The organism is Burkholderia sp. Ac-20344 (assembly GCF_017104975.1).
GTDB lineage: Bacteria > Pseudomonadota > Gammaproteobacteria > Burkholderiales > Burkholderiaceae > Burkholderia.
The window spans coordinates 1-24,654 of sequence record NZ_JAAGPP010000090.1; the positions used below are offsets into that span (position 1 = coordinate 1).

The 24,654-nt window shown below is 67.8% G+C and carries 25 protein-coding genes and 1 tRNA gene; 17 read left to right on the forward strand and 9 right to left on the reverse strand.

The genetic code is table 11. The features are described 5' to 3' along the window. Nucleotides 1-47 precede the first annotated feature (47 nt). Complete coding sequence (locus G3N64_RS24635) at nucleotides 48-821, forward strand: slipin family protein (RefSeq protein WP_205786245.1); 774 nt, start codon at nucleotides 48-50, stop codon at nucleotides 819-821. Between the two features lie 81 nt (nucleotides 822-902). Here G3N64_RS24635 and G3N64_RS24640 read toward each other — a convergent pair whose 3' ends face one another. Then, nucleotides 903-2,180, reverse strand: a complete 1,278-nt coding sequence (locus G3N64_RS24640; protein ID WP_205786246.1) for a haloacid dehalogenase-like hydrolase — start codon at nucleotides 2,178-2,180, stop codon at nucleotides 903-905. Nucleotides 2,181-2,789: 609 nt separating this feature from the next. Between G3N64_RS24640 and G3N64_RS24645 the strand changes: the two genes are divergently transcribed. The 6 genes from G3N64_RS24645 to G3N64_RS24670 all read left to right on the forward strand — a co-directional run bounded on the left by G3N64_RS24645 (nucleotide 2,790) and on the right by G3N64_RS24670 (nucleotide 8,166). Continuing rightward, nucleotides 2,790-3,689 carry a M24 family metallopeptidase gene (locus G3N64_RS24645; protein ID WP_205786247.1) on the forward strand — a complete coding sequence of 300 codons (900 nt, stop codon included), beginning with the start codon at nucleotides 2,790-2,792 and terminating at the stop codon, nucleotides 3,687-3,689. Nucleotides 3,690-3,734: 45 nt separating this feature from the next. After that, nucleotides 3,735-5,522, forward strand: coding sequence for an SDR family oxidoreductase (locus G3N64_RS24650; RefSeq protein WP_205786248.1), 1,788 nt, complete (start codon nucleotides 3,735-3,737; stop codon nucleotides 5,520-5,522). Nucleotides 5,523-5,552: 30 nt separating this feature from the next. Beyond that, on the forward strand, nucleotides 5,553-6,458 hold the full coding sequence (locus G3N64_RS24655) for a metal-dependent hydrolase (protein WP_205786249.1): 906 nt from the start codon (nucleotides 5,553-5,555) through the stop codon (nucleotides 6,456-6,458). Nucleotides 6,459-6,536: 78 nt separating this feature from the next. Continuing rightward, complete coding sequence (locus G3N64_RS24660) at nucleotides 6,537-6,824, forward strand: hypothetical protein (RefSeq protein WP_205786250.1); 288 nt, start codon at nucleotides 6,537-6,539, stop codon at nucleotides 6,822-6,824. 251 nt (nucleotides 6,825-7,075) lie between these two features. After that, a complete protein-coding gene (locus G3N64_RS24665; protein ID WP_205786251.1) occupies nucleotides 7,076-7,459 on the forward strand; it encodes a DUF2917 domain-containing protein in 384 nt (127 codons plus the stop codon). Nucleotides 7,460-7,785: 326 nt separating this feature from the next. Beyond that, entirely contained in the window at nucleotides 7,786-8,166 is a 381-nt protein-coding gene (locus G3N64_RS24670) for a DUF2917 domain-containing protein (protein ID WP_205786252.1), read from the forward strand. 160 nt (nucleotides 8,167-8,326) lie between these two features. On the opposite strand, the gene G3N64_RS24675 is transcribed toward G3N64_RS24670, so the two are convergent. Further along, on the reverse strand, nucleotides 8,327-8,605 hold the full coding sequence (locus G3N64_RS24675) for a hypothetical protein (protein ID WP_006480752.1): 279 nt from the start codon (nucleotides 8,603-8,605) through the stop codon (nucleotides 8,327-8,329). A gap of 750 nt (nucleotides 8,606-9,355) precedes the next feature. On the opposite strand from G3N64_RS24675, the gene G3N64_RS24680 reads away from it, so the two are divergent. Continuing rightward, nucleotides 9,356-10,657: an NCS2 family permease gene (locus G3N64_RS24680; protein ID WP_205786253.1), complete on the forward strand. Its 1,302-nt coding sequence runs from the start codon at nucleotides 9,356-9,358 to the stop codon at nucleotides 10,655-10,657. Nucleotides 10,658-10,898: 241 nt separating this feature from the next. Here G3N64_RS24680 and G3N64_RS24685 read toward each other — a convergent pair whose 3' ends face one another. Both G3N64_RS24685 and G3N64_RS40445 read right to left on the reverse strand, forming a co-directional pair. Continuing rightward, entirely contained in the window at nucleotides 10,899-11,186 is a 288-nt protein-coding gene (locus G3N64_RS24685) for a DUF1488 domain-containing protein (RefSeq protein ID WP_034180648.1), read from the reverse strand. A gap of 240 nt (nucleotides 11,187-11,426) precedes the next feature. After that, nucleotides 11,427-11,702, reverse strand: a complete 276-nt coding sequence (locus G3N64_RS40445; protein WP_346778837.1) for a DUF2964 family protein — start codon at nucleotides 11,700-11,702, stop codon at nucleotides 11,427-11,429. A 337-nt stretch (nucleotides 11,703-12,039) separates the two neighbouring features. Between G3N64_RS40445 and G3N64_RS24695 the strand changes: the two genes are divergently transcribed. The 8 genes from G3N64_RS24695 to G3N64_RS24730 all read left to right on the forward strand — a co-directional run bounded on the left by G3N64_RS24695 (nucleotide 12,040) and on the right by G3N64_RS24730 (nucleotide 17,497). After that, complete coding sequence (locus G3N64_RS24695) at nucleotides 12,040-13,950, forward strand: sigma-54-dependent Fis family transcriptional regulator (RefSeq protein ID WP_205786254.1); 1,911 nt, start codon at nucleotides 12,040-12,042, stop codon at nucleotides 13,948-13,950. Between the two features lie 82 nt (nucleotides 13,951-14,032). Next, complete coding sequence (locus G3N64_RS24700; protein ID WP_174915919.1) at nucleotides 14,033-14,335, forward strand: 2Fe-2S iron-sulfur cluster-binding protein; 303 nt, start codon at nucleotides 14,033-14,035, stop codon at nucleotides 14,333-14,335. Between the two features lie 58 nt (nucleotides 14,336-14,393). Then, a complete protein-coding gene (locus G3N64_RS24705) occupies nucleotides 14,394-14,888 on the forward strand; it encodes an SRPBCC family protein (protein WP_205786255.1) in 495 nt (164 codons plus the stop codon). Nucleotides 14,889-14,980: 92 nt separating this feature from the next. Further along, nucleotides 14,981-15,358: a DUF2946 domain-containing protein gene (locus G3N64_RS24710; protein WP_205786256.1), complete on the forward strand. Its 378-nt coding sequence runs from the start codon at nucleotides 14,981-14,983 to the stop codon at nucleotides 15,356-15,358. Nucleotides 15,359-15,660: 302 nt separating this feature from the next. Next, a complete protein-coding gene (locus G3N64_RS24715; protein WP_205786257.1) occupies nucleotides 15,661-16,026 on the forward strand; it encodes a copper resistance protein CopC in 366 nt (121 codons plus the stop codon). A gap of 90 nt (nucleotides 16,027-16,116) precedes the next feature. Then, the gene (locus G3N64_RS24720) at nucleotides 16,117-16,563 is read left to right on the forward strand and encodes a copper chaperone PCu(A)C (RefSeq protein ID WP_205786258.1); all 447 of its coding nucleotides are present in this window, start codon (nucleotides 16,117-16,119) and stop codon (nucleotides 16,561-16,563) included. A gap of 31 nt (nucleotides 16,564-16,594) precedes the next feature. Beyond that, a complete protein-coding gene (locus G3N64_RS24725) occupies nucleotides 16,595-16,768 on the forward strand; it encodes a hypothetical protein (protein WP_205786259.1) in 174 nt (57 codons plus the stop codon). Between the two features lie 99 nt (nucleotides 16,769-16,867). Next, entirely contained in the window at nucleotides 16,868-17,497 is a 630-nt protein-coding gene (locus G3N64_RS24730; protein WP_205786260.1) for a LysE family translocator, read from the forward strand. A gap of 15 nt (nucleotides 17,498-17,512) precedes the next feature. On the opposite strand, the gene G3N64_RS24735 is transcribed toward G3N64_RS24730, so the two are convergent. Further along, complete coding sequence (locus G3N64_RS24735) at nucleotides 17,513-18,838, reverse strand: leucine-rich repeat-containing protein kinase family protein (protein ID WP_205786261.1); 1,326 nt, start codon at nucleotides 18,836-18,838, stop codon at nucleotides 17,513-17,515. A 141-nt stretch (nucleotides 18,839-18,979) separates the two neighbouring features. On the opposite strand from G3N64_RS24735, the gene G3N64_RS24740 reads away from it, so the two are divergent. Next, nucleotides 18,980-19,064, forward strand: a tRNA-Leu gene (locus G3N64_RS24740). 201 nt (nucleotides 19,065-19,265) lie between these two features. On the opposite strand, the gene G3N64_RS24745 is transcribed toward G3N64_RS24740, so the two are convergent. The 4 genes from G3N64_RS24745 to G3N64_RS24760 are packed head-to-tail and all read right to left on the reverse strand — an operon-like array spanning nucleotide 19,266 to nucleotide 24,546. Continuing rightward, nucleotides 19,266-20,513, reverse strand: a complete 1,248-nt coding sequence (locus G3N64_RS24745; RefSeq protein WP_205786262.1) for a RhtX/FptX family siderophore transporter — start codon at nucleotides 20,511-20,513, stop codon at nucleotides 19,266-19,268. 22 nt (nucleotides 20,514-20,535) lie between these two features. Beyond that, on the reverse strand, nucleotides 20,536-22,047 hold the full coding sequence (locus G3N64_RS24750; protein ID WP_205786263.1) for a PepSY-associated TM helix domain-containing protein: 1,512 nt from the start codon (nucleotides 22,045-22,047) through the stop codon (nucleotides 20,536-20,538). 1 nt (nucleotide 22,048) lies between these two features. Next, nucleotides 22,049-22,312: a hypothetical protein gene (locus G3N64_RS24755; RefSeq protein WP_205786264.1), complete on the reverse strand. Its 264-nt coding sequence runs from the start codon at nucleotides 22,310-22,312 to the stop codon at nucleotides 22,049-22,051. Continuing rightward, entirely contained in the window at nucleotides 22,312-24,546 is a 2,235-nt protein-coding gene (locus G3N64_RS24760; protein ID WP_205786265.1) for a TonB-dependent siderophore receptor, read from the reverse strand. The genes G3N64_RS24755 and G3N64_RS24760 overlap by 1 nt, the downstream gene beginning before the upstream one ends. Between the last annotated feature and the right edge of the window lie 108 nt (nucleotides 24,547-24,654).

Sequence of the window (24,654 nt, forward strand, 5' to 3'; positions counted from 1 at the left end):
TCGCTCTACGACGTGCCGGCGCAAGAACAACACCAAGGAGAACCTTCATGATCGGTTACACGTTCGGCTTCAGCAGCGTCCTGATCGTCTTTGTCGTCGTGCTCGTCGCATCGTCGATCCGCATCTTCCGCGAGTACGAGCGCGGCGTGGTGTTCATGCTCGGCCGGTTCTGGAAAGTGAAGGGGCCGGGGCTCGTGCTGATCATCCCGATCGTCCAGCAGGTCGTGCGGATCGACCTGCGCACCGTCGTGTTCGACGTGCCGCCGCAGGACGTGATCACGCGCGACAACGTGTCGGTGAAGGTCAATGCGGTCGTGTATTTCCGCGTCGTCGATCCGGAGAAGGCCGTGATCCAGGTCGCACGCTTCTTCGACGCGACGAGCCAGCTCTCGCAGACGACGCTGCGCTCGGTGCTGGGCAAGCACGAACTCGATGCGCTGCTCGCCGAGCGCGAACAGTTGAACGCAGACATCCAGAAGACGCTCGACGCGCAGACCGACGCGTGGGGGATCAAGGTGTCGACGGTCGAGATCAAGCACGTCGACCTGAACGAAACGATGATCCGCGCGATCGCGCGGCAGGCCGAGGCCGAGCGCGAGCGACGCGCGAAGGTGATTCACGCGGAAGGCGAACTGCAGGCGTCGGAGAAGCTGCTGCAGGCCGCGCAGCGGCTCGCGCAGCAGCCGCAGGCGATGCAGCTGCGCTACTTGCAGACGCTGACGACGATCGCGGCGGACAAGAACTCGACGATCGTGTTTCCGCTGCCGATCGATCTGCTGGGGGCGTTGCTGGAGCGGTTGGGCATGCCACGCGAGCGTTGAAACACCCGTTTTCCGGCCCGTGCGGCGCGTCCATCGATCCCGATGGACGCTGGGCCGCAACGGCCCGGAGCCCGGCGCATCTCAAGCCAGCAGCTTGCGCTCGGTCTTGCCGTACTTGATCGACTTCTCGTCCGGGATCATCAGGCCCGTCTGCTCGTCGCGCCCCTGCAGCAGGAAGCGCGCGTCCGGCTTGCCGATCTGTTCGGCCGCGAGCTTGCTGTCCGCGCCGATCTCGCCCTTCTTCATCCGGTTGACGATCACGCCGGCCGCGGTGTCCTTGAAGTCGCGCAGCATCCACGCGTCGCCGTCGCTGTCGCCGAACACCAGCAGCGGGCCGTAGCCCTTCTTCGACTCGAGGACGTTGCGGACGCCCACCGTCTTGCCCGGCCCCCAGTTGAAATGCCAGCCGGCCGGATACGTGCTCGTGTACTTGCCGTCCCGCATGTCGAGGCGCAGGCCAATCACGTTCCCGGGCGGCACGCCGTAGCCATAGTTCGGATTGCCGGCGAACACGCGCACGACATCGTCGAGCGACGCCGTGCTCACGTACACGTCGATGCCGTTCGCGCGCAGCGTGTGCATCACCGCGCGGATTTCCTCATGAATGCGAATGCCGTGGAAATGCGTGTCGGCCACCACGCCGGCCTTGCCCGGCAGCGCCTTCGGGCTTTCGTAGCGGACCTTGCGCAGCGCGTCGCCGATGCCGTAGTTGTTCGACGCTTCCGCCATCGCCTGCAGCTCGGCGGTCGTCATGTTCTTGTAGAAATAGATGATCCACTTGTAGCCGACCTCGAGCGGATGCGTGTCGCAGATCGCGTCGTACATGAAGTACAGCTTCGCGCGGAAATCCTTGAACTGATCGGTCTCGCGAATCTCGTCGAGGCGCTTGTCGCCGCCGAATCCCTGGTAGTTCGCGTAGAGCCAGCGATAGTCGGATTCGACATCCGCCGCGAGGTCTTCCATCGTCACCGGCTTGCCGTCCACCGTCGTGTAGTCCTTCATGAAGGCGCCCTTCGGCACGTCCTTCCACATCACGTCGACGAATTCGCCCGGCGTCAGCTTGTACTGCAGATGGTTGATCTGGTACATCAGCAGCGCCTCTTCGCAGTCGTTCATGATGCAGGTGTTGTCCCAGTCGAACACCGCGTACGGGCGGCGCTTTTCGTCGTAGCGCGCGCTCGCGACACCATGCTGGTCAAGCACCGCCTGCAGGCGCGCGGCGTTGAACGGCGACCAGCGGCCCGGGTCCAGCGCATCCGGCGCGGTTGCGCTCTTCGCGCCGGCCGTGCCGGACTTGAGCATCAACGACGTCGCAGCGGTCGCCGCGGCAAGGGTATTCATGAACTGGCGGCGTTGCATGGTCTCTCTCCGTGGAAATGTCGAATCGGTTTCAGTCGCTATCCCGCGCGGCACACCGCGCAGCGGCGGCGCATCGGCGCGGCGAAGCCGGGACGGCTCCGAACCGGAGGCGAATGATGTGACGAAATTATTTCGGCAATTTGACGGCGTCACATCGCGACGCGACGCGGAGTTGTTCCGGCGCGACATGCCGGGCCGTCGCAAGGCGGCCGTACGCGCGGCCATCCGGGCCGGCGCCGGGAGACCGCTCGTGACGATCTCCGGCCGGCGCGCCCGATCCATGCGCGTGTGCGCCGAGGGCCGTCCGGCCCACCCTCCGGAAATCTAGAGTCTCTGCTCCATTTCGGCCCTTCATTAGGAGAAATCCTCACCTCCTGGGGGCTGGCGCGCCACGTCGAACCGGCTATCATCGTTACATTTCTCAATGGCACATTAAATGCTGGCTGAATAATTCGCGACGGAAACGACAGCGGATGCATTCCGGATCAGCGCCCCCGCTTTGCACAGGACCGTCGTGCGCTTTGCGTGGGACCGGAGTCAGTGCTGAAGCACCCACACCGGTCGACAAGCGCTGAAGCGCCAACTCTGGCCGACATTTGGAGACGCATCATGGCCGACCCCCATCCGCTGCCGGAAGTCCACCTCGACGAGCTGCCGCAATTCCGCGCGGTCCAGCAGCTTGCGTACGGCTGCGTCGAAACGGTCGGCGCGATGCTCTACCCCGGCATCACCGAAAAGGAAGCCGCGCGCCTGCTGACCGAATGGCTGCAGGACAACGGCGTGCACGACTGGCTGCACAAGCCGTTCGCGTGGTTCGGCGACCGCACCGCATTCGACGGCTTCTCGGGCCTCAAGCACATGGGCGGCTTCAATCTCGCGTTCTTTCCGAGCAACCGGCAGCTCGAGACCGACATGCCGGTGATCCTCGACGTCGCGCCCGTGCTCGACGGTATCGTCGCCGATGTCGGCTACGCGCACTGCCTCGGCCACAACCCGATCCTCGAACAGCTGCAGGACGACCTGATGGACCACCGCGACCTGATCGTGCGCCTCGTGAAGGCGCGCCGGCCGATGGCCGAGGTGGCACAGGAAGTCGACGCGCTGTGCCGCCGCCAGGGCGTCGAGCCGCGCCACAAGGCCTATCCGTTCAAGGTGCTCGCGCATCGCGTCGCGAAGATCCACAAGCTGTCGAAGCCGCGCTTCGTCGCCCGCTTCGGGCTGAATGCGACGCGCAACCTGCTGCTCGACCAGGGCCGCGCGGCGAAACAGCAAGGCTGGTCGCCGCTGTGGTCGATCGACCGCCGCTCCGAGCATGCGCCGGTGCCCGGCCTGTGGGCGGTCGAGCCGCATCTCGGCTTCGCCGGCGTTGGCGCGAAATTCGAAGAGCTGCTCGTCATCACCGACGACGACGCGTACTGGCTCGACGAAGACCTGCCGCACGTGCGCCGCTGGCAGCGCCGCCAGGCCGAGCGTACGCAGGCGGTCGCGACCGTGCCGGCCGCCGCCTGACACGAACGCACCCTTCCTCCCGACTCCCTGAACGACGGACTCACGATGCAGCCTCTTTCCGACGAAGCGCCGCTGGCCCTGTTCGAATCGGTTCATCGCGAAACGGCGGTCGCCTCCGGCGACCTGACGCTCGCGGTCAAGACCTGGGGCGACCCGGCCCGCTCGCCGGTCGTGCTCGTGCACGGCTATCCCGACGACAGCAGCGTCTGGCAGCACGTCGCGCCGCTGCTCGCGCGCCAGCACTACGTGATCGCGTACGACGTGCGCGGCGCGGGCCTGTCCGGCGTGCCGAAACGCACGGCCGACTACCACCTCGCGAAACTGACCGACGACTTCGTCGCGGTGATCGACGCGCTCTGCCCCGGCCGCGCCGTCCACCTGATCGCCCACGACTGGGGCTCGATCCAGGGCTGGGAATGCGTCACCGATCCGCGCCTCGCCGGCCGCATCGCGTCGTACACGTCGTGCTCGGGGCCGTGCCTCGATCACGTCGGCTTCTGGCTGCGCGAACGCGTGCTGCGCCCGACGCCCGCGTCGCTCGCCAAGCTCGGCGGCCAGCTCGCGCGGTCGTGGTACGTGGCCCTGTTCCACCTGCCGTTCATCCCCGAGCTCGGCTGGCGGCTGTGGCTCGGCCGCGCATGGCCGCGCCTGCTGCGCCGGCTCGAGAAAACGCCCGCCGCGCCGCGTCCGACGCAGGCCGACGACGGCGCGCGCGGCGTGCGCCTCTATCGCGCGAACTTCCTCCGTTGCCTGTTCGCACCGCGCGAACGCTACGCGCATGCGCCGGTGCAGACGATCGTGCCGCTCGGCGACAAATACGTGAGCCCCGCGCTGTCCGAGAACCTGTCGCGCTGGGTGCCGCAGTACTACCGCCGCGAGGTCGCGGCCGGCCACTGGCTGCCGCTCGCCGATCCGGCGCGCTTCGCGGAACTCGCCGGGCAACTGATCGACGCGGTCGAATCGGGCAACGAGCCGCCCGCGCTCGCGAACGCGCGCCGTCGCGCAACGAGCGGCCGCTTCAGCGGCAAGGTCGCGGTGGTGACCGGCGCGGGCAGCGGCATCGGCCGCTGCGCGGCGCTCGCGTTCGCCCGCGAAGGCGCGACGATCGTCGCGTGCGACATCGATCTCTCGAGCGCCGAACGCACCGCGCTGCTGATCGGGCTGACCGGTGCCCAGGCCCATGCGAAACGCGTCGACGTCGGGTCTGCCGACGACATGGAAGCGCTGGCGACGTGGGTCGGCAGCGAACTCGGCGGCGCGGACGTCGTGATCAACAACGCGGGCATCGGCATGGCCGGCGGCATCCTCGACACCAGCACGCGGCACTGGGAGCGCATCCTGCACGTGAACCTGTGGGGCGTGATCCACGGCTCGCGGCTGTTCGCGCAGCAGATGGCCGCGCGCGGCACCGGCGGGCACATCGTCAACACCGCGTCGGCCGCCGCGTTCGGGCCGTCGCGCGACCTGCCCGCGTATGCAACGACGAAGGCCGCCGTGCTGATGCTCAGCGAATGCATGCGCGCGGAACTCGCGGAGCAAGGCATCGGCGTGACGGCCGTGTGCCCCGGCTTCGCGGAGACCGGGATCATGGCGTCGACGCAATACGCAGGCGCCAATGCACAGGACGAAGCGCGGCTGCGCAAGCGCGCGACGAAGCTGTACCAGATGCGCGGCCTGAAACCCGAAACCGTCGCGCAGGCGATGGTCGACGGCGTGCTGCGCAACCGCCCCGTCGTCGCGGTCGGCGGCGAGGCGCACGCGATGCGCTTCGTCGGCCGCTTCATGCCGTGGCTCGGCCGGATGATCGCCCGCGTCAGCATGGCATCGCATTGACGGCGCACGACGCCGCACAGGGAGACACAGATGACCGATACCGCCGACTATCACAAGATCAAGGCCCGGCACGTGAAGTTCGACTTCAGCGACACGCCGATCACCTGGGTGCCGAACGATCCGGGCAGCACGCACATCATCAACACGCTGAACCTGCTGTTCCCGGAAGGCGAGCTGTGGTTCTGCCGCGTGTACAACAAGGCCTTGCCGCTGATCACCGATGCGCGCCTGCGCGACGAGGCCGAAGGCTTCCTGCGGCAGGAGGCCGTGCATTCGCGTTCGCACGGCGGCGTGCTCAAGCACTACTACGACCGGCACGGGATCGACACGAAGCCGTTCACGCAAAAGCTCAATCGCCTCTTCACGCGCGTGCTCGGCGAGCAGCCGCTCGGGCTGAAGATCGGCCACACGCGATTCTGGCTGCGGCAGCAGCTCGCGGTGATCGCGTCGCTCGAGCATTTCTTCGGCTATCTCGGCAACTGGGTGCTCAACGCGCACGGGCTCGACGAAGTAAAGGCCGATCCGACGATGGTCGACCTGCTGCGCTGGCACGGCGCGGAGGAAGTCGAGCACCGCACGGTCGCGTTCGACATCTACCGGCACCTGGGCGGCACGTATCCGGAGCGCTGCATGCACATGGCATTCGTGATCCTGCTGCTGCTCTACTACATCACGACGGGCGCGAAGTTCATGTACCGGCGCGACCCGGACGCCGGCCGCTACCCGGGCTTCGTGCTCGCGTGGCGGCAAGGCTCGCGGCGCGGGCACCTGCCGTCGTTCTGGAAGGTGATCGGCGCGGCGCTGCGCTATTTCAAGCCGAGCTATACGCCGCACCACGAAGGCTCGACCGAACAGGCGCTTGCCTACCTCGCCCGCTCGCCGGCCGCGCAGGCGGCCGCGCACGGCGGCAACTGGGGCACGACGAAGGGCGCGTGACCGGGTTTCTTGCCGGCTCTGCAGGCGGTGCCCGCCGAAATGCGTACAATCGCGGCTTCATTTCCCGGAGGTGCCGCGATGGCCATGAAGAAAACCGATCTCGAAAAGAACAAGGCGCTCAAGCTGACGCACGCGATGAAGCAGTCGAACGCCGCGCGTTTCGGCAAGGGTGCCGACGACGCAGCCAAGCTCGACCGCCGCGCGCAGCGCAAGCTCGACCAGGAACAGGGCCTCGTGCCGTTCGCCTGCAAGCTCAACGCCGAACTCGTCGAACAGCTGAAGGCACGCGCCGCCACGCACCCGGAAGGGATGACGGGCCTGCTGTCCGAGCTGCTCGTGAACGGGCTCGCGCAACGCGACGCGTGACCGCCACGTATCTCGAAATTTCCGTTGACATTGCCGGGCTGCCACGACACACTCGTTCGCATGCTTACGCTCAAACCCGCCGCCATCGCGCATGAAAACCGAGTGAACGCCCACCCGTGGCGGTCACCGGAGGCGCTTGTGCGTTAGCATCGAGATTCAGTTGCGCATGTCACAAGGCCTCGCCGGAAACGGATGAGGCCTTTTTGTTTTGGTGCGCGTCATCCCGCCCGGCTCAACGGATGGAGATGACGATGGACCAAGCAAGCCGGCTGGTTGTCTGCCCCGATCGGTGCCGCACCGATGCGATCGCATTGCCGCGGGTCGTGATGCAATTCACGGTCGCGCCGCGCAAGACGCTGACGTGGCGCGCGCAGGACGACGCCGAGATCCGCGTGCACGACGCGATGTTGTGGGTCACGCGGCTGGGCAGCGTCGACGATTACTGGATACGAGCCGGCGACGTGCTGCGCGTGCGGCGCGGCGATCGCATCTGGATGAGCACCGACGGCGACCGTCCGGCCGAAGCGTCGATCACGACCGCGTATGCGATGCGACGCGGCGCGTGGCTGGAGCGTGCGCTCGTGCGCATGCGCAGCGTGCTGCGCGAGCGATGTCGAAGTCGACGTCGGCCATGACGAAAGCGCCGCTGCGCACTCGATACGGGCACGCAGCGGCGTCACGAAATGCCGGGCGCGCACGCCGATGCATCGCCCTCGCCTATCCCGAAAATTGTCGTTGACAACGCCGTTCCACGAAGACAAACTCGTTCGCATGCCTACGTACACGCCCATCGCCGCCGCGATTCATCACTCGATGAACATTCGAAAGAAGGGTTCACGGGAGGCGCGTGTGCGTTAGCAATCGAGCAGTACCGCAAGTCACACAAGGCCTCGCCGGAAACGGACGAGGCCTTTTTGTTCTGGTGCGCGTCATCCGTCCGGCTCACTGAATGGAGAAGACGATGGACCAGGCAAGCCCGCTGTTTGACCGCCCCGATCGGCGCCGCGCCGGCACGATCGCGTTACCGACTGTCGTGATCCGTTTCGCGGTCGCGCCGCGCTCGACGATGACCTGGCGCGCGCCGCAGGACGCGGAACTCCGCGCACATGGCGCGGCGCTGTGGGTCACGCGCCCGCCGAGCGTCGACGATGACTGGGTACAGCCCGGCGACGTGCTGCGCATCGCACGCGGCGAGCGCATCTGGCTCGGCACCGATGCCGACCGGTCGGTCGAAGCGACGCTCACGACCGCGTACGTGCGTCGCGGCGAGCGCTTCAGGCGCGCGCTCGCGCGAGTGCAACGTTTGCTCGTCGGGATAGGGATAGGAAGAAGGAGCGGATGAGCGACGTGCCGTCAGGCACGCGAGACGCGGAACGGCCGCGACCGGAAATGGACGCACCTGCGGCGTAACGCGCCGCAGGTGCGCATCGAATGACGCGGCACGCCGGTGCGTGCCGCGAGCGATCGCGCGCCGTGCGCAGCGACGGGATGCAACTGGTGCATCAGGTGCTGGCGGCGAGACGCGGGCCCGTGCTCCGGGGAGTGGAATCAAGGTCGGGGCGTTGCGCTGCCTGCGAGGTCACCCACGGATCGATGCCCTGCTTCTGCACCTCCTCGAGGAATGACACACGTGTACGCCAGTAATCCGCTTGTAATTTCGCGTCGATGACGCGCTGTTCGGCAGCGAACAGTTCCATGCGCGCCGTCACGAGCATCGACGCAGCGGTTTTTTCCGGCGTGGGGGCGTGTCGCATCGCCCAACGGCTGATCCAGTTCAACATGCTGACCTCCGTGATTTACGGACGAACCCGCATCGGGCAATCGCAAGCGGCCGTGCCTGCCCGAACGCGCACGGCCTTGACCGCACTTCACCGCCCGGCCTGCACGGACTGCGACTCCCCCGCGTCGGCAATTACCGACCGGCGTGTGCATGCGCGGTGTATCTATCCTAGAAAGACTTGCCGGTTTATGCGATGGGGTCTTGCAATCTTTTACACAGAAACCACAGTCGCCCCCGTCTCGCGAAATGACAGTTGCGGACGGGACGGCTTCGGCGCACGATAGCCCGATATCTGCAACCGCCTGGACTGACGAATCGCCGCTGCACGCCGCGGCCGGGCATCCGTACCGGCCGCGCACGGGCGTGTGCGTGCACGCGCTGCCTGCCCCGCATTCGTGCAGCATGCGGGCGCTCCGTTTCAGTCGGATGTCATCCCGCACGCCGTTGCGCACGCATCGGCCGGCGTCGTTCGCGTGTCCCGCTCCCGTTTCCGCCATTTCTTCCGGTTCGCTTCGCCCGAACCGGTAAAATGCGCGCCTTCGCCGCGGCCGGGCTGCCAGACCGTTCGCGCGCAGGCAGCCGATCGAGCGTGCGATCGTGCCCTCCAACTATATCGTCCGAGCTATCCGCGCTATTACAATCCGCCGATAGCCGGGCAATAGTGGCTGGTTACAGTAAGCCCGCCGCGCACTGCCTTTACAACAATTCGGCACAACAAGCAACACGACAACCCGACCGGAGAAACGCCTTCATGGAATCCATCAAGCGGTATTTCGGCTTCGCTGAAGCCGGCACCGACTTCCGCACCGAAATACTCGCGGGCGTCACCACGTTTCTGACGATGGCTTACATCATCTTCGTCAACCCCGCGATCCTCGGCGATGCCGGCATGCCCAAGGAATCCGTGTTCGTCGCGACCTGCCTCGTCGCCGCGCTGGCGTCGATCATCATGGGGCTGTACGCGAACTACCCGATCGCATGCGCGCCCGGCATGGGCCTGAACGCGTACTTCGCATACACGGTCGTCAAGGGGATGGGCTTCACATGGCAGGCCGCGCTCGGCGCGGTGTTCATCTCCGGCTGCCTGTTCCTGCTCGTCACGCTGTTCCGCGTGCGCGAGGCGATCGTCAACGGCATTCCGAAATCGCTGCGGATCTCGATCACCGCAGGTATCGGCCTGTTCCTCGGCATCATCTCGCTGAAGACGTCGGGCGTGATCGTCGGCAGCCCGGCCACGCTCGTCACGCTGGGCGACCTGCACAAGCACGACACGATCCTCGCGATCATCGGCTTCTTCACGATCGTCACGCTCGACCACCTGCGCGTGCGCGGCGCGATCCTGATCGGCATCATCGGCGTCACGATCCTGTCGTTCTTCTTCGGCGACAACCAGTTCCACGGCGTGTTCTCCGCGCCGCCGTCGATCGACGCGACGCTGTTCAAGCTCGACATCGGCGCCGCGCTGTCGACCGGCATCATCAACGTGATCCTCGTGTTCTTCCTCGTCGAGCTGTTCGACGCGACGGGCACGCTGATGGGCGTCGCGAACCGCGCGGGCCTGCTCGTCGAAGGCAAGATGAACCGCCTGAACAAGGCGCTGCTCGCCGACAGCACGGCAATCGTCGCGGGCTCGGTGCTCGGCACGTCGTCGACCACCGCGTATATCGAAAGCGCGTCGGGCGTGCAGGCCGGCGGCCGCACGGGCGTGACGGCCATCACCGTCGCGGTGCTGTTCCTCGCGTGCCTGTTCATCGCGCCGCTCGCCGGCGTCGTGCCGGCGTACGCCACGGCGCCGGCACTGCTGTACGTGTCGTGCCTGATGCTGCGCGAGATGGTCGACGTACCGTGGGACGACGCAACGGAAGCCGTGCCGGCCGCGCTGACCGCGCTGCTGATGCCGTTCACGTACTCGATCGCGAACGGCGTCGCGTTCGGCTTCATCGCGTACGGCGGCCTCAAGCTGCTGACGGGCCAGGCCCGCACGGTCAAGCCGATCGTGTGGATCATCGCAGCCGTGTTCCTGTTCCGCTTCTTCTATCTCGGCAGCGAGTGACGGCAGCGCTTCGGCGCGATGCACGATGAAAAAACGCCACCTTCGGGTGGCGTTTCTGTTCTCGCATGATTCTTCTGCGATCCTGACGAATCGACACGCGCGGGCATACCGGCGCTCGGGCAATCCGGTGCGTCCCGCATACGAAAATGCCGCCCGGACCCGCCGAACGGCATCGCATGAAGGCAACGTCTTCGCGTGCGCAGCGTTCAGCGCCGCGCGCAGCAGGACGAGCGTCGTGTCATCAGCGCCAGTTGGCCTCGTAGAAGCGTACGTAGCCGCTGCGCAGCGTCACGCATTGCGCGCGCGTCTCCGACAGCAGGCGCCGTGCAGCCGCCTCGATACGGTCGCGGTGCTGGTCGAACGCGCCGACCATGTCCTCGAAGCGCGGCGACGCCGCGCCGAAGTGATCTTCCAGCGCCTCGGCGGTGATCTGACATTGGACGCGCTCGCCATTGACCAACGCCGTGAACCCAAGCATCAGGTCGCGCCCCGAATACTCGGGCTTCTCATTCGTGAAATGGATCTGCATGGGAGCCGCCTCGACCGGTAGAAAACGAATGACCGCGTCCGTCGTCCGCTACCGGCCGGACGAAATGTACGCGGGCTCGTCGGCAGAGGCACGGCCCGCGGGGGTAGGCGCGGACGATGCATGCCGGTTGATTTCCACTTTAGACGGTTTCGCGCAGGAGACAAACTTTCCGGCGTGCGTCGTTCCGACGCGCATTTCGTCTGATCAGCGCGGCATCCGGCACCGATTCGGAAACCGGCGTCAGTGAGGATCGTTCGGCCAGACGTTGAGCGCGACCGCGGCTGTCGTGGCGCCCACCGCAATCGCGGCCGCCCCGTATCGCACCGCATCGGTCAGATCGAACAGCAGCCCGTGAATCGCCACGGCAATGCCGCCCAGCATGATGAATGTGGCGATGGCCGCCAGCACGACTCTCAGTTCCGTCCGAACCATGATGCGTCTCCCGAACGGATGCATGTCGCGTCGCATGCATGTTGCAATGCGGAACACGGCGCGTGCGTGCTCCATTTCCATCATTGCAGGCGGCCATTTAAAAGCAAGTGGATTTTGCCCGCGGTCGCGTAGCGGACGCGGCGCTTGTATGATGATGCGTATCCGGATGGCCGGCGTTCGCACATCGATGGTGCGCCGCACGCGGAGGCGGGAATCTGTAGAGGATTTCGGCAAGCGCGCGCGTGCCGGATCGGCTAATTTCGAGGAGCGTGGTGCCAGAGTAAGCGCTGAAGCGCTAACCGGGACCGACCGCGAAGCATGGGACATGCAGTAAGCGCTAAAGCGCTAACTGCTGTCGACCGCGAAGCATGGGGCCCCTGTAAGCGCTAAAGCGCTAACAGGGGCCGACAGGAGACAAGTCATGCCGCAACCCTTCGTGCTGCCCGCCACCGCGGGTCGCACCGATCTGCTCGCGCAGGCACATGCGCGTTCGACCGCGGTCGGCCTGCGCGCGCACGAACGCCCGGATTTCTCGCCGCTGTCGCGCATCGCGCTGCGCGAACTGCTCGACACGAATCACGCGCTGTTCTCGCATGCCCGCCCGGTGATGGAGAACCTGCACGCGCAAATCGCCGACACGCAAAGCCTCGTGCTGCTGACCGACGCCGACGGCGTGATCCTGCACAGCATCGGCGACGCGGACTTCATCGAGAAAGCCAACCGCGTCGCGCTGTGTACCGGCGTCTCGTGGGCGGAAGGCGCACGCGGCACCAACGCGATCGGCACCGCGCTCGCATCGGGCCAGGCCGTCGCCGTGCACGGCGACGAACACTTCCTGCACGCCAACCATATCCTCACCTGCTCGTGCGCGCCGATCTTCGATCCGTTCGGCCGCACGCTCGGCACGCTCGACGTCAGCGGCGATCCGCGCGGCTCGAGCCCGCATACGCTCGCGCTCGTGCGGATGTCCGCGCAACTGATCGAGAACCACCTGTTCGCGAACCAGTGCGCGGAAGCCTTGCGGCTACGCTTTCATGCACACGAGGATTGCGTCGATTCGCTGTTCGCCGGGCTCGTCGCATTCAGCCCCGACGGCGGGCTGATCGCCGCGAACCGCAGCGCACAATTCCAGCTCGGCGCATCGTTCGACGCACTGCAGCATCAAGCCAGCGACGCGCTGTTCGGCATGCGCTTCGGCCAGCTCGCGCAGCAGGCGGCACGTGCGCCCGGTGCAATGTTCCGCCTCACGCTGTCGACCGGCGTGCGCGTGCTGGCGCGCTGCGAATTCGCGGAAGCACACAAGACCACCGTCGCCGTCACGCCGCCCGCGCCCGCCGCACGCGTGCGCACGCCGGATCCCGATGCGATCACGTTCGCGACGCTCGACACCGGCGACGCGCGCATGGCCGCCGTACTCGAACGCGTCGCGAAAATCCGCGGGCGCGACCTGCCGCTGCTGATCCTCGGCCAGACCGGTACCGGCAAGGAATGGCTCGCCCGCGCACTGCACCAGGCATCGCCGCGTGCGGACGGCCCGTTCGTCGCAGTCAACTGCGCGGCGCTGCCCGATTCGCTGATCGAGGCCGAGCTGTTCGGCTATGAGGACGGCGCGTTCACGGGCGCACGCAAGCGCGGCAGCCCCGGCAAGATCGTGCAGGCCGATGGCGGCACGCTGTTTCTCGACGAAATCGGCGACATGCCGCTCGCGCAGCAGGTCCGGCTGATGCGCGTGCTGCAGGAACGCGCGGTGATGCCGCTCGGCGGCGCGCGCGCGGTGCCGGTCGACGTGCGCGTGGTCTGCGCGACCCATCGCGACCTGCGCGCGATGATCGCGGCAGGCACGTTCCGCGAAGACCTGTTCTACCGGATCAACGGGCTCGCGGTCACGCTGCCGGCGCTCGCCGCACGCACCGACCTGCCCGCGCTCGTCGAGCGGATTCTCGTGCGGCTCGCACGCAGCGAACCGATGCCGCGCTGCATCGCGGCCGACGTGCTCGATGCGTTCACGCGCCACCGCTGGCCCGGCAACCTGCGCCAGATGACCAACGTGCTGCGCACGGCCGGCATGCTCGCCGAAGATGAAGCAGAAATCACGCTCGCCCATTTGCCCGACGATTTCTGGCTCGACTGCGACGACGCACCGGCTGCACCCGCACCCGCCACCGCAACGCCGGCCGCATCGGCCGGCACGCGCGCAGGATCGACGCTGCAAAGCCATCAGGCCGCGGTGATCGATGCCGCGCTCGTGCGGCATGGCGGCAACGTGTCGGCGGCCGCGCGCGAGCTCGGCCTCGCCCGCAATACCGTGTACCGGCACCTGCGCCGGCAATGACGCCAGCGGCCGGCCGGCGCCGGCCGCCAGCCCGTTCGGGTATGCTTGGCGCGTTGCCGCCGAACTGCCGCCCGCCTCCGCCATGACCGATCCGGAACACCTTCCCCTCGTGCGCATCGAGCCGCTCGGCGCGACCTTCGATGCGCCCGCTTCGCTGACGCTGCTCGAAGCCGCCGCGTTCGCGCACGTGTCGCTGCCGCGTTCGTGCCGCAACGGCACGTGCCGAAGCTGCCTTTGCCGGATCGTCAGCGGCAGCGTACGCTACACGATCGAATGGCCGGGGCTGAGCCGCGAGGAAAAAGCCGACGGCTATACGCTGCCGTGCGTGGCCGTCGCGACGTCGGACCTCGTGCTCGACGTGCCCGACGCGGTCATGCTCGACTAGACGCGGCGCGCGGTTGCGCGTGCCGTCCAGCAAAGGTTGATCCTGTGTGGAGAACGTCATGACCCAGCAAACCGATCGCATCGAAAAACAGGCCCAGCTCAGCGCATCGCCCGACCGCGTGTGGGAAGCCGTCAGCAATTCCGGCGAATTCGGCCAGTGGTTCGGCGTCACGTTCGACGGGCCGTTCGCGGCCGGCCAGCCGCTGTTCGGCCGCATCACGCCGACACGCGTCGACGACGACGTCGCCAAGGCGCAGGAGCCCTATGCGGGCACTGTGTTCGAAATCGTCGTCGATCGACTCGAGCCGAAGCAACTGTTCTCGTTTCGCTGGCATCCGTTCGCGATCGACCCGAATTTTGACTACACCTCCGAGCCGATGACGCTCGTCACGTTCGCGCTCGCCGCACAGGCCGGCGGCACGCTGCTCACGGTCACCGAAACGGGCTTCGATCAGTTGATCGAAGCCCGCCGCGCGCAGGCGCGCGAGATGAACGACCAGGGCTGGGCCGCGCAGATGACGCTGATCACGAAATATCTCGCGAAGCACGCGTAGCGCGCCGCCACGCCGCACGTCCGTGCCGACATGCGAATCGGCGTGCGTGGCATAATCCGCTCCATCGTCGCCCATACGCCGCCGCGCATCGCATGTTGAGTCGTCGCTTCCGGAAGATCGGCAGTCTGATCGGGATGCTCGCCATCCTGATGACGGCGCTCGCGCCGACGATCTCGCAGGCACTGACGACGCAGCAGCGTGTCGATACGTTGCTGGCCGGCTACTGCACGGCCGCGCCGGCCACCGGCGAGCGCTCCGCCGATTCGTCGCAGAAGAGCCTGCAGGCCCACCTCCAGGCATGCGGCTATTGCAGCCTGCTGGCTCACACCCCCGCACTGCCCGCGCCCGAACTGACGTTCGCGGCCAACGTGCACGTCATTCAGCACCGCGAAGCGACCCGCTTCGAAAGCCTGCGCCGCGCGCTGCCGCTCACGGCCGCGCAACCGCGCGCCCCTCCGTTCCCGTCCTGATTCGTCGTCAACGCCCGTGATGCCGTCGCGCATCGCGCGGCCCGCGCACGCCACAGGCGTGCGCGACGTGTCACGTTTCGAAGGACGATCATGTGTCACCGTGTTGCGCGCGGCGTCGTGCCGTGCGTGCGGTTGGCCGCTTCCGGTCCGGACTGTCGCGCCGATCTTCGCTCGCGGGCGAATGTCCGGCCGCGCACGTTCGCGCCGGCGTCGGCCGCCATCGGTGCTGCTGCGATGGTGCGCGTGCATCCGTCCGTCGAATCCGTGTTGCGCCATCCGATTCGCCACTCGCACACCCAACCATGAAAACCGCCCCTTTCGTTCGCGGCGCACTCGCCGCACTCGGCTTCGTCGTCATCCAGGCCGCCCAGGCCCACGCGTTTCCGAAGATGCTGGAACCGGCCGCCGACGCCACGCTTTCGACCGCACCGCATGCGGTCACGATCGGTTTCAGCGAAGCGCTCGAGCCCGCGTTCAGCTCGATCGCCGTCACCGACAGCCACGGGCAGTCGGTCGCCGACGGGAAATCGTCCGTCGACGCCGGCAACCGCAAGCGCATGCATGTCGCGCTGGCCAGCCTGGCGGCCGGCACGTACACGGTCGCGTGGATCGCGGTGGCCAGCGACGGCCATCGCACGCAAGGCCACTACGCGTTCACGCTGAAATGACGTTCGCGATGCGCATCGGCGTTCCGCGCCGGTCGCGTCGCCGCCGCTCCCCTTTGCATCCGCTGCATCCACCCATAAGGAGAACCAACCATGAAACGCTCGATTCCGACCAGCCTGCTGTTCGCACTGCTGGCGCTGCAAGCCCCCGCCGCGTTCGCCGCGCCGGCCGTGCAGGCTGAGAACTGCTGGATCCGCGCGATGCCGGCGACCGTACCGTCGTCCGGTTACTTCACGCTGAAGAACGACGGCGACGCCCCCGTCACGCTGACCGGCCTCGACACGCCTGTGTACGGAATGGCGATGCTGCATGAAACGCAAACGAACGGCGGCACCGCGAAGATGGTTCACGTCGACGCCGTCGACGTGCCCGCGCACGGCACGGTGATCTTCAAGCCGAAGCGCTATCACGTGATGCTGGAGCAACCGCGCCAGGCGGTCGCGCCCGGCGCGAAGGTGCCGTTCCGGCTGCATTTCGCGGACGGCTCGACGGTGTCCGTGACCTGCGACGCCAAGGCGCCGACCTACGCCGGCCAGTAACGCCCCCCGCCCCCGATCGAAGGAGACGCACATGAAACACCGCCTGCCGCTGGCCGACCTGATCGTCCGCTACCGGACGCCGCTGAACCTCGCGGTGCTGATCGTCTGCGGGATATGGGCCGGGTGGATCGCGTGGATGACGCGGCCCGCCGCGATCGACACGCCGCCGTCGATCCCCGCGTACTGCATGCGCGACGCGCGCTGACGCGCCGCGGCAGCACGGTTCCGGCGCAGGCCTGTGCCCATTATTGGCATGGCATCATCGCTTCATCCCGCCCGCCGGAACCGCCTCTCGGAGCGCCGCATGTCCATCCAGACCTGGATGCTGTTTGCCGCAGCCTATCTCGCCACGACGCTGTCGCCGGGGCCCAACGTGCTGCTCGTCATCCGCAACACGGTGCGCTACGGCACGCACGGCACGGCTGCGACGATCGCGGGCAACCTCGCGGCACAAGGCGTGGTCGTGCTGCTCGTCGCGCTCGGTGTCGGCGCGGTGCTGGCCGCGATGCCGCCGCTGTTCGTCGCGATGAAGGTGGTCGGCGCCGCGTACCTGATGCTCCTCGGTGTCCGGCAACTGCGCGGCGACCGCCAGGCCGCCGCTTCGACCGGCGCGGCGGAGATCGCCGTGCCCGATCGAAGGAAACTGTTCCGCGAAGCGCTGTTCGTATCGGGCAGCAATCCGAAGACGATGATCTTCCTGTCGGCATTCATGCCGCAGTTCATCGTGCACGACCGCCCGCTCGCGCTGCAGTTCGTCGTGATGTACGCGACGATCGCGTGCACCGTCGTGGTCGTTCACAGCGTCTATTCGGCCGGCGTGCGCCGGTTCCATCGCGGCTTCGGCATGAGCCGCGCGGTGCGTGTGCTCAAGCGCGCCAGCGGGCTGCTGTTCGTCGGGCTCGGGATCAGGCTGCTGACTGCGCGGCAGGCGTAAGCGGGCGCGATCCGGTCAGCGTGCGCGCGCGGCCAGCTCGGCCGCGATCTCCCCGAACGACGGCCGCGCATCGACGTCTTCGTTCAGGCACGCCGCCGCGAGCGCATCGAGCGCGTTCCTGCCGGCCCACGCGTGCGGCTCGCATCGCTCGAGCAATTCGCCGAGCAGATGGCCGAACGCCCGCACCTCGAGCCGTTCGAATCCGGCAGCGCGCATGCGATCGTTCGCATCGTAGAGCGACGCTGCACCGAAATCCCCGAGCAGCGCGCCGCCTTCGCCATCGTGCAGGATGTTGTGCGCGTACAGGTCGCCATGCATGATGCCGCGCGTGTGCAGATGGCCCGCCACCGACGCGATGCCATGCGCGATCCGCACCGCTGCCGCCGGCGCGAATCTCGCGTCGGCCGCATACACGTCGCGCGTGCAGGTCGCGAAGCTCGGCGGTCCGGCGAGGTTCGTGAGCGCGGGATCGACCAGTTCCATCACGAGGCCGTGCGTGCCGTCGGGATGCCCGCTCACCTTGCCGATCACCGGGATCATCTTCGGGTGGCGGCCGGCGTGCAGGCACGCGGCCATTTCGCAATCGGGCAGGCCATCGCTCGTCACCGCGCCCTTGAACAGCTTGACCGCGACCGCCCGTGGCGGATGACCATCCGCGCGCCACTGCGCGCGGACAATCACGCCCGACGCGCCCTCGCCCAGTTTCTGCTCGCATGCCAGCGACGCCCAGTCGATGTCCGCGACCTCGGGCTCGGCCGACGCCGCCGCTTCCGGCGCGGCGCCGAACGGGTTGCCCGCGGCGGCGAGCCACGCGAGGCGCGGCAGGCGCAACAGCCAGTCGGGCAGTTCGTCCAGCCGGTTCGCGGACAGCCGCACCAGTTCGAGCGCACGGCATGCGGCCAATTCAGCCGGCAACGCGCGCAACCGGTTACCGGCGAGCATCAGCTTCTGCAGCCGCGAACAGCCGCCGATGTCGGTGGGCAATGCGTCGATTGTGTTGTCGGTAAGGATCAACCAGCGCAGCGCGCGCGGCAGCGATCCGCTCGGTACCGTTCGAATCCGGTTCGCCTTGAAGCCGATCATGTCGAGCTGGTCGCACGCGCCGAGCACGTCGGGGAAGGCGGTGAAGCGGTTGCCGGATGCGAACAGGATGCGCAGGCGGTGCAGCCGCGGCAGATCGTCCGGCAGCGCGGACAGCGCATTGCCGGTCAGGTCGAGCACTTCGAGCGTGTCGGCAAGATCGAAGATCTCGCGCGGGAATTCCGTCAACCCGCATGCGAGCTTGAGTTGCCGTGCGCCGGCGAGTTGCCCGGCCTGCAGTTGTTCGAGGGTGTTTGTCACGCGGAGAAAGCGGGTTGCGGTTGCGACGATCGTCGGGTCGATCGCCCGAATTCTACCGGGATCGTCTGCACGCAGACGTCGATCGTGTCACACCCCCTTCACAAACGCGTAACGTCGCGCTAGAATTGCGCCCCTTGCAGTGCCGACGTGGTGAAATTGGTAGACACGCTATCTTGAGGGGGTAGTGGCGAAAGCTGTGCGAGTTCGAGTCTCGCCGTCGGCACCAGGATTTCTTCTCTCATCGTTGCGCGACATGCGACAAACGCATTCCGGCAACGATCGACGATCATCCCGCGCAATCGCGCACCTCCGTTTCCGATTCCGTCGTTCAGGCTGCAACCCGGCACCACCGTGCTGCGAATTCGCGCGCGCCCGACTGCCGCCCGGACAGGACAGAGCAGCCGGAATCGTACGCACGCTCCGTCGATCACGACGCCAGCACATCCTCCCCCTTCACCGCATACGCCGCCTCCTGCCGCCGCAACCGCATCGCGATCAACGCGGCCAACACCGCCAACGCCACACCGGCCAGAAACCCGCCCGTATAACCGACCTTCGCGGTGAGCGACAGGATCGTCGACGACGCGATCAGCTCGCCGAGATCGCGCGTGCTCTGCACGGCCGTCACGTCGGTGCCGGCCTGGTCGCTGCCGCCCGCGAAGCGCATGCCGGCCGTCATGATCGACACCGACGTGATCCCGGTCGCCAGCGAACCGAGTCCCGTGCACAGCCATGCCCACGACGGCGACACGGGTAGCCACCCGTTCGCCTGCGCGAACCACAGCAGCGCTGCCGCACCCGCGCAGCTCACGCCGGCCGTAAACGCACGCCACAACCCGAGCCGCCTGACGAGCCACGCGCCGCCGCCGCAACCGAGCACGACCGTCACGATGCCGCCGGCCATCCCGAGCTTCCCGATCGCGTCGAGCGTCCAGCCCGCGTCGTTGAGAAACAGTTTCGACAGGCCGAAGCCCGATACGGCCGTCATCGCCGACAGCAGCGCGAGCGACAGCAGCGACCACGAGCGCGGCCGCTTCGCGAAGCGCACGAGGCTCGCGTGGTGCTCGGCTTGCACACGCGCGCGATCCGCGTCGCGCGGCAGCACCCACAGCACGCACGCGAGGCTCGCGAGCGGCACGGCAGCCAGCGCGAGAAACGCGGTGTGCTGACCGAACAGCCCGATCAGCGTCAACGTGCCGGCGCCGCCGCCGAAGAAGCCGATCATCACGCCCGCGATCTGGATCGCGTTGATCTTCGCGAGCGTGTCGCCGCTGAAGTGCTCGGCGGCCATCCCGTCGTTCGCGATGTCCTGCGTCGCGCTCGCCAGCGACGCGACAGCGAGCAGGCCGACCGCCCACCCGGCCGTCGCGACCGTCATGCCGATCTGCGCGAGGCTGCCGAGGCACAGCACGACGAGGGTCTGCATCGGCAGCATCCAGCTGCGCCGCCGGCCGATGCGCGGCGACCAGCGGTTGTCGACGACGGGCGCCCACAGGAATTTCACGACCCACGGCAAACCGACGAGCGGCAGGAACGCCAGCGCGTGAAGCGGCGCGCCGTCATGGCGCAGCAGTGTCGGCATCGCGTCCATCGCAATGCCGATCGGGATTCCCTGTGACAGGTAAAGCAGCGTGATCGTGATGACCAGGCGGCGATGTTCGAGCAGGTCGCGCATCGAAGTCTCCAGTTGCATGAAATTAAAAAGGTTCGGCACCGGCCGGCACGCGCGCGGGCCGCATCGCATCGCGGCGCGGACGGCGCGCGGCACGCAGCAGCAACGCGCCGAATGCGACGAGGGCCGCGTCGATCGGCCAGTACACGGGTTCGCCCGCGCCGAGCAGCGCGATCGCGCAGTGCGTCAGGCCGGCCAGCCCGTACGCGGTGCCGGCCGCACGCATCAGCCCGCGCAGCCATGCCGCGCGATCGGCAACACCGGCCGCGAGCGCGACCGCGCCGCCCCACACGGCCCAGAACGACATCGCGAGCACATGGTCGACGTGCACGCCATCGGGTAACGCACGCCCTGCGAGCAGCAGCACGCCGCCCGCGAGCACGAGCCCGCCACATCCGCCGACAGCGACTGCGGCCAGCACGTTCGCGGAGCGATCGTGCTGGGCCCGCCGCCGCTCGATCCACAGATGCAGCCCCGTCGCGCACAGCGCGCACGCGGCGAGTCCCATCAGGAAATGCACGACACGCAGCACGCCGCCCATCGCACCCACCCAGCCGTACTGCGCGAAATGCAGCGGCTGCACCGCGATGAACGCGCGCAGCCAGAAGCCTCGGCCACGCGACGTGGCATCCGCGAGCCATTGCCCGTCCGCCGCGCGATACAGGTGGCGCTCGAACACCGCCGTACTCGGCAGGCCGGCAGTCGTGCCGGCAATCTCGACGCGCGCGTTCGCATCGCCCCAGCGATGCAGCACGACGGCTTCGGGCCGGAATTTCGGCATGCGTGCGGCGTCACGCCGCAGCAGCGCATCGAGATCGGGCGCGCGTTGCCACGCGCCGCCGGCAGCCGCTGGCGGCGGCCCGCCGAGCAGTTCGGCGAACGCGCGCTGCGGCTGCCCCGGATACGCGACGCCCGCGAGCGACACCGTGCCGAGCGCGCCGAGCCCCGACAACGCGCCGGTGAACGCGAACAGCACGAGCCACGGCGAGCCCCACAGGCCGATCCATGCATGCAGGTCGAACAGCGCGGCACGCAACCCTTTTCCGCGCCGGATACGCGCCGCGTCGGGCCAGCGCCGGTGATGCACGACAAGCCCCGCAACGATGAGCACGAGCAGCACGATCCCCCACAGGCTCACGAAGATCCGCCCGGGAAAGCCCGCGAACAGCGTCTTGTGCAGCGTGACGAGCAACGCCGCGCGTCCGCCGTCGGCCAGCCGCCCGCCCGTCGCCGGGTCGAGCGCCAGCGTGCACGCCTGGCGCGCATCGCAGAAACGGATCGCCGGATCGTCCGGTTGCGGCAGCACGATGCGCGCATCGCGCAACGGCACGCCGAGCGTCGCCGCGCGCGCGACGAGTTCATCGAGCGGCAGCGATGGCCGCGCGACGGCGACCGGCGGCGGCCGCCACCAGCCCTGCATCGAATCGGCCGCGAGACTCCAGGTGCCGCTGAACAGCACGACGAACAGCACCACGCCGAACAGCGCACCGCCGCCGCGATGCAGCGCGCGCCAGCGCGAACGCGACGAAGCGTCCATGTCAGCGCCCTCCCCAGAACATCGCGCACGGCACGAGCACCGCGAGCCACGCACCCGCACGCCACGCGGCCTGCCGCCGCCCGGGCGCGACGAGCACCCACAGCAGCGCGGCGACGCCCGCGGCAAGCGACAGCAGCACGGCCGCGTAGAGCCGGTTCAGGCCGTCGGCCGGGTAATGACGGGCCAGCGTGACCGCCAGCGCAACCGCACCCGGCAGCACGCCGCCGATCGCAAGCGCCGCCCGCGTCCCCCAGCCGCTCGCCATCAGAACTGCCCGCGCACGGTCAGCATCACGTTGCGCGGTTCCCCGTAACGGTTGTTCCAGCCGGGCTGGCTCAGGCTCAGGTAATACTTGCGGTCGAACAGGTTGTTGACGTTGAGCGCCGCGCTCCAGTGCTTGTCGTAGCGGTAGCCGAGCCGCACGCTCGCGAGCGCGTAGCCGCCCTGGCTCATCGTGACGCCGTTCGCCTGCGCCGAGTAATTGCTCTGCACCTGCACGCCGCCGCCGACGCTCCAGCGCCGCTCCTGCCACGGCAGGTCGTAGTTGGTCCACAGCCGGAACAGGTGGCGCGGGTTCAGCAGCGGCGCGAACGAGCCCGCGTTCGCGAGGTTGTCCGCATAGCGCATCGTGTCGTACGTGTAGCTCGCCCACACGCTCCACCACGGCGTGATGCGGCCGTTCGCCTCGAATTCGAAGCCCTGGCTGCGCACGCTGCCGCCGTTCACGTAGTAGCAGTTCGGCCCCGCGCACGGATGGGCGAGATCGACCTGCGGGTTGTTGTCGAGATCGATGCGGAACGCCGCGAGCGACACGTTCAGCTTGCCGCCCGCCAGTTCACCCTTCACACCCGTCTCGTAGGTTCGCCCCTTCACCGGCGTCAGGATGCCACCGCCCCACATCGACTTGGTTTGCGGCTGGAACACTTCCGCATAGCTCGCGTACCACGACCAGTCGCGTGCAAAATCCCAGATCAGCCCGCCGTACGGCGTGAACTGGTGGCCGGTGTTGTAGTGCGCGCCGAGGCTGTCCTGGTTCCACCAGCTCAGCCGGCCGCCGAGCACGAGCGTGACGGGTTCCGCGAGCTTGATGCGGCCGAGCCCGTACACGCCCTTCTGCGAAATGTCGTTCTGCTGCGACTGCTGGAACGGGCCGACGCCCGGCTCGGGCACGCTGCTCGGATTCCAGCGGTATACGTTCACCGGCGTGCCGGACACCTTGCCCTGCAGCTGCGCCGACATCTGCCCGCTGCTGCTGTTCGCGTAGGTCACGCCGAACAGCAGGTCGTGCGTGAGCCCGAACGCATGCACCGGGCCCTGCACGTTCGCATCGATACTGCGGCTGTAGCTGCTGAACTGGTACGCGCCGCCCGTCAGCGCGCCGCCCGCGCCGGTCGCCGGGTCGATCGCGCCGAACGAGCCCGCGTACTTCAGGTCCGAGCGCACGCTCTGGTATTCGCCGCTCACCTTCGCCTTCCAGCCGGCGCCGAGCTTCTGCTCGACCGAAGCGAACGCGCGCGTCGTGTCCCAGTCGAAGTGGCCCCACGCGGTGTCGAGGAACGTCGAGCGCGACAGGCCGAGGCTCGACCCGTCGCGCGCCATCGGCACGCCGGACATGTCGGGCACCGATCGCGTCGTCTGGTACTGTGCGCCGAACGTGAGCAGCGTGTCGCGCGTCACGTCGACCTCCGTGATCCCGTAGATCGAGCGCGTGTCCTGCTTCGCGTGGTCGTAGAAGAAATGGCGATCCTCGTACGCGGCGACGAGCCGGCTGCGCACGGTGCCGGCTGCGTTGAGCGGGCCGCCGATGTCGGCTTCCGCGCGATAGCGGTCCCAGCTGCCGACGCTCACGCTCGCGTTCGCGGAGAACTGGTACTGCGGCCGCTTGCGCACGAGGTTGACCGTCGCGGCCGGATTGCCCGAGCCGTGCAGCAGGCCGTTCGCGCCGCGCAGGATCTCCACGCGCTCGTACACGGAGATGTCTTGCGGCGCGCTCGCCATGTCGCCGATCACCACCGGCACGCCGTCGAATTCGAACGCGTCGACCTTGAAGCCGCGCACGAAATACGCGGTGGTGAGCAACACGTAGGGCTGCACGGTCACGCCCGCCGACTGCTGCATCACTTCGTCGAGCGAGAACAGGTTCTGTTGGTCGATCCGCTCGCGCGTCGTCACGCTGACCGACTGCGGAATCTCCCGCAACGCGAGCGGCATCTTGCCGACCGTCGCCACCGACGGGTCGTCGGCCATGCCGCGCGACGCAGTCACCGAAATCGGCTTCAGCTCGCCCGCGGCGGGCTTCGCGGCGGTCGCCGCCTCCTTCCGGACTTCCGCGCCGGCCGCCGGCGCCGGCACCGGCACCGCCTCGGCAAACGCCGCCGCCGGATGCGCGGCGATCAGCAGGCCGAGATACAGCGACGGACGCCAGCGCCCTCGCCCGAAACGGGCGATGCGCGCGCCCCTCATCATCGATCTCCCAGGTTCCAGCACCTCGTACCGCATTCACGCCCCCGTATTTGATAATCATTCTCATTATCAAATAGAACCGGCGGGCGATTTTTCGATCGAGGGGCTTTTCCTATCGATTCCGGGCATGCCGGATCGCATTGT

Bases quoted from the DNA above. Each gene is read 5' to 3' on its own strand.
- G3N64_RS24710 (WP_205786256.1), top strand. From the start codon at position 14,981: ATGTTGAGTCGTCGCTTCCGGAAGATCGGCAGTCTGATCGGGATGCTC.
- G3N64_RS24685 (WP_034180648.1), bottom strand. From the start codon at position 11,186: ATGCAGATCCATTTCACGAATGAGAAGCCCGAGTATTCGGGGCGCGAC.
- G3N64_RS24635 (WP_205786245.1), top strand. From the start codon at position 48: ATGATCGGTTACACGTTCGGCTTCAGCAGCGTCCTGATCGTCTTTGTC.
- G3N64_RS24725 (WP_205786259.1), top strand. From the start codon at position 16,595: ATGAAACACCGCCTGCCGCTGGCCGACCTGATCGTCCGCTACCGGACG.
- G3N64_RS24700 (WP_174915919.1), top strand. From the start codon at position 14,033: ATGACCGATCCGGAACACCTTCCCCTCGTGCGCATCGAGCCGCTCGGC.
- G3N64_RS24660 (WP_205786250.1), top strand. From the start codon at position 6,537: ATGGCCATGAAGAAAACCGATCTCGAAAAGAACAAGGCGCTCAAGCTG.
- G3N64_RS24670 (WP_205786252.1), top strand. From the start codon at position 7,786: ATGGACCAGGCAAGCCCGCTGTTTGACCGCCCCGATCGGCGCCGCGCC.
- G3N64_RS40445 (WP_346778837.1), bottom strand. From the start codon at position 11,702: ATGATGGAAATGGAGCACGCACGCGCCGTGTTCCGCATTGCAACATGC.
- G3N64_RS24750 (WP_205786263.1), bottom strand. From the start codon at position 22,047: ATGGACGCTTCGTCGCGTTCGCGCTGGCGCGCGCTGCATCGCGGCGGC.
- G3N64_RS24640 (WP_205786246.1), bottom strand. From the start codon at position 2,180: ATGCAACGCCGCCAGTTCATGAATACCCTTGCCGCGGCGACCGCTGCG.
- G3N64_RS24665 (WP_205786251.1), top strand. From the start codon at position 7,076: ATGGACCAAGCAAGCCGGCTGGTTGTCTGCCCCGATCGGTGCCGCACC.
- G3N64_RS24680 (WP_205786253.1), top strand. From the start codon at position 9,356: ATGGAATCCATCAAGCGGTATTTCGGCTTCGCTGAAGCCGGCACCGAC.
- G3N64_RS24720 (WP_205786258.1), top strand. From the start codon at position 16,117: ATGAAACGCTCGATTCCGACCAGCCTGCTGTTCGCACTGCTGGCGCTG.
- G3N64_RS24695 (WP_205786254.1), top strand. From the start codon at position 12,040: ATGCCGCAACCCTTCGTGCTGCCCGCCACCGCGGGTCGCACCGATCTG.
- G3N64_RS24745 (WP_205786262.1), bottom strand. From the start codon at position 20,513: ATGCGCGACCTGCTCGAACATCGCCGCCTGGTCATCACGATCACGCTG.
- G3N64_RS24760 (WP_205786265.1), bottom strand. From the start codon at position 24,546: ATGCGGTACGAGGTGCTGGAACCTGGGAGATCGATGATGAGGGGCGCG.
- G3N64_RS24715 (WP_205786257.1), top strand. From the start codon at position 15,661: ATGAAAACCGCCCCTTTCGTTCGCGGCGCACTCGCCGCACTCGGCTTC.
- G3N64_RS24705 (WP_205786255.1), top strand. From the start codon at position 14,394: ATGACCCAGCAAACCGATCGCATCGAAAAACAGGCCCAGCTCAGCGCA.
- G3N64_RS24650 (WP_205786248.1), top strand. From the start codon at position 3,735: ATGCAGCCTCTTTCCGACGAAGCGCCGCTGGCCCTGTTCGAATCGGTT.
- G3N64_RS24755 (WP_205786264.1), bottom strand. From the start codon at position 22,312: ATGGCGAGCGGCTGGGGGACGCGGGCGGCGCTTGCGATCGGCGGCGTG.
- G3N64_RS24645 (WP_205786247.1), top strand. From the start codon at position 2,790: ATGGCCGACCCCCATCCGCTGCCGGAAGTCCACCTCGACGAGCTGCCG.
- G3N64_RS24655 (WP_205786249.1), top strand. From the start codon at position 5,553: ATGACCGATACCGCCGACTATCACAAGATCAAGGCCCGGCACGTGAAG.
- G3N64_RS24675 (WP_006480752.1), bottom strand. From the start codon at position 8,605: ATGTTGAACTGGATCAGCCGTTGGGCGATGCGACACGCCCCCACGCCG.
- G3N64_RS24730 (WP_205786260.1), top strand. From the start codon at position 16,868: ATGTCCATCCAGACCTGGATGCTGTTTGCCGCAGCCTATCTCGCCACG.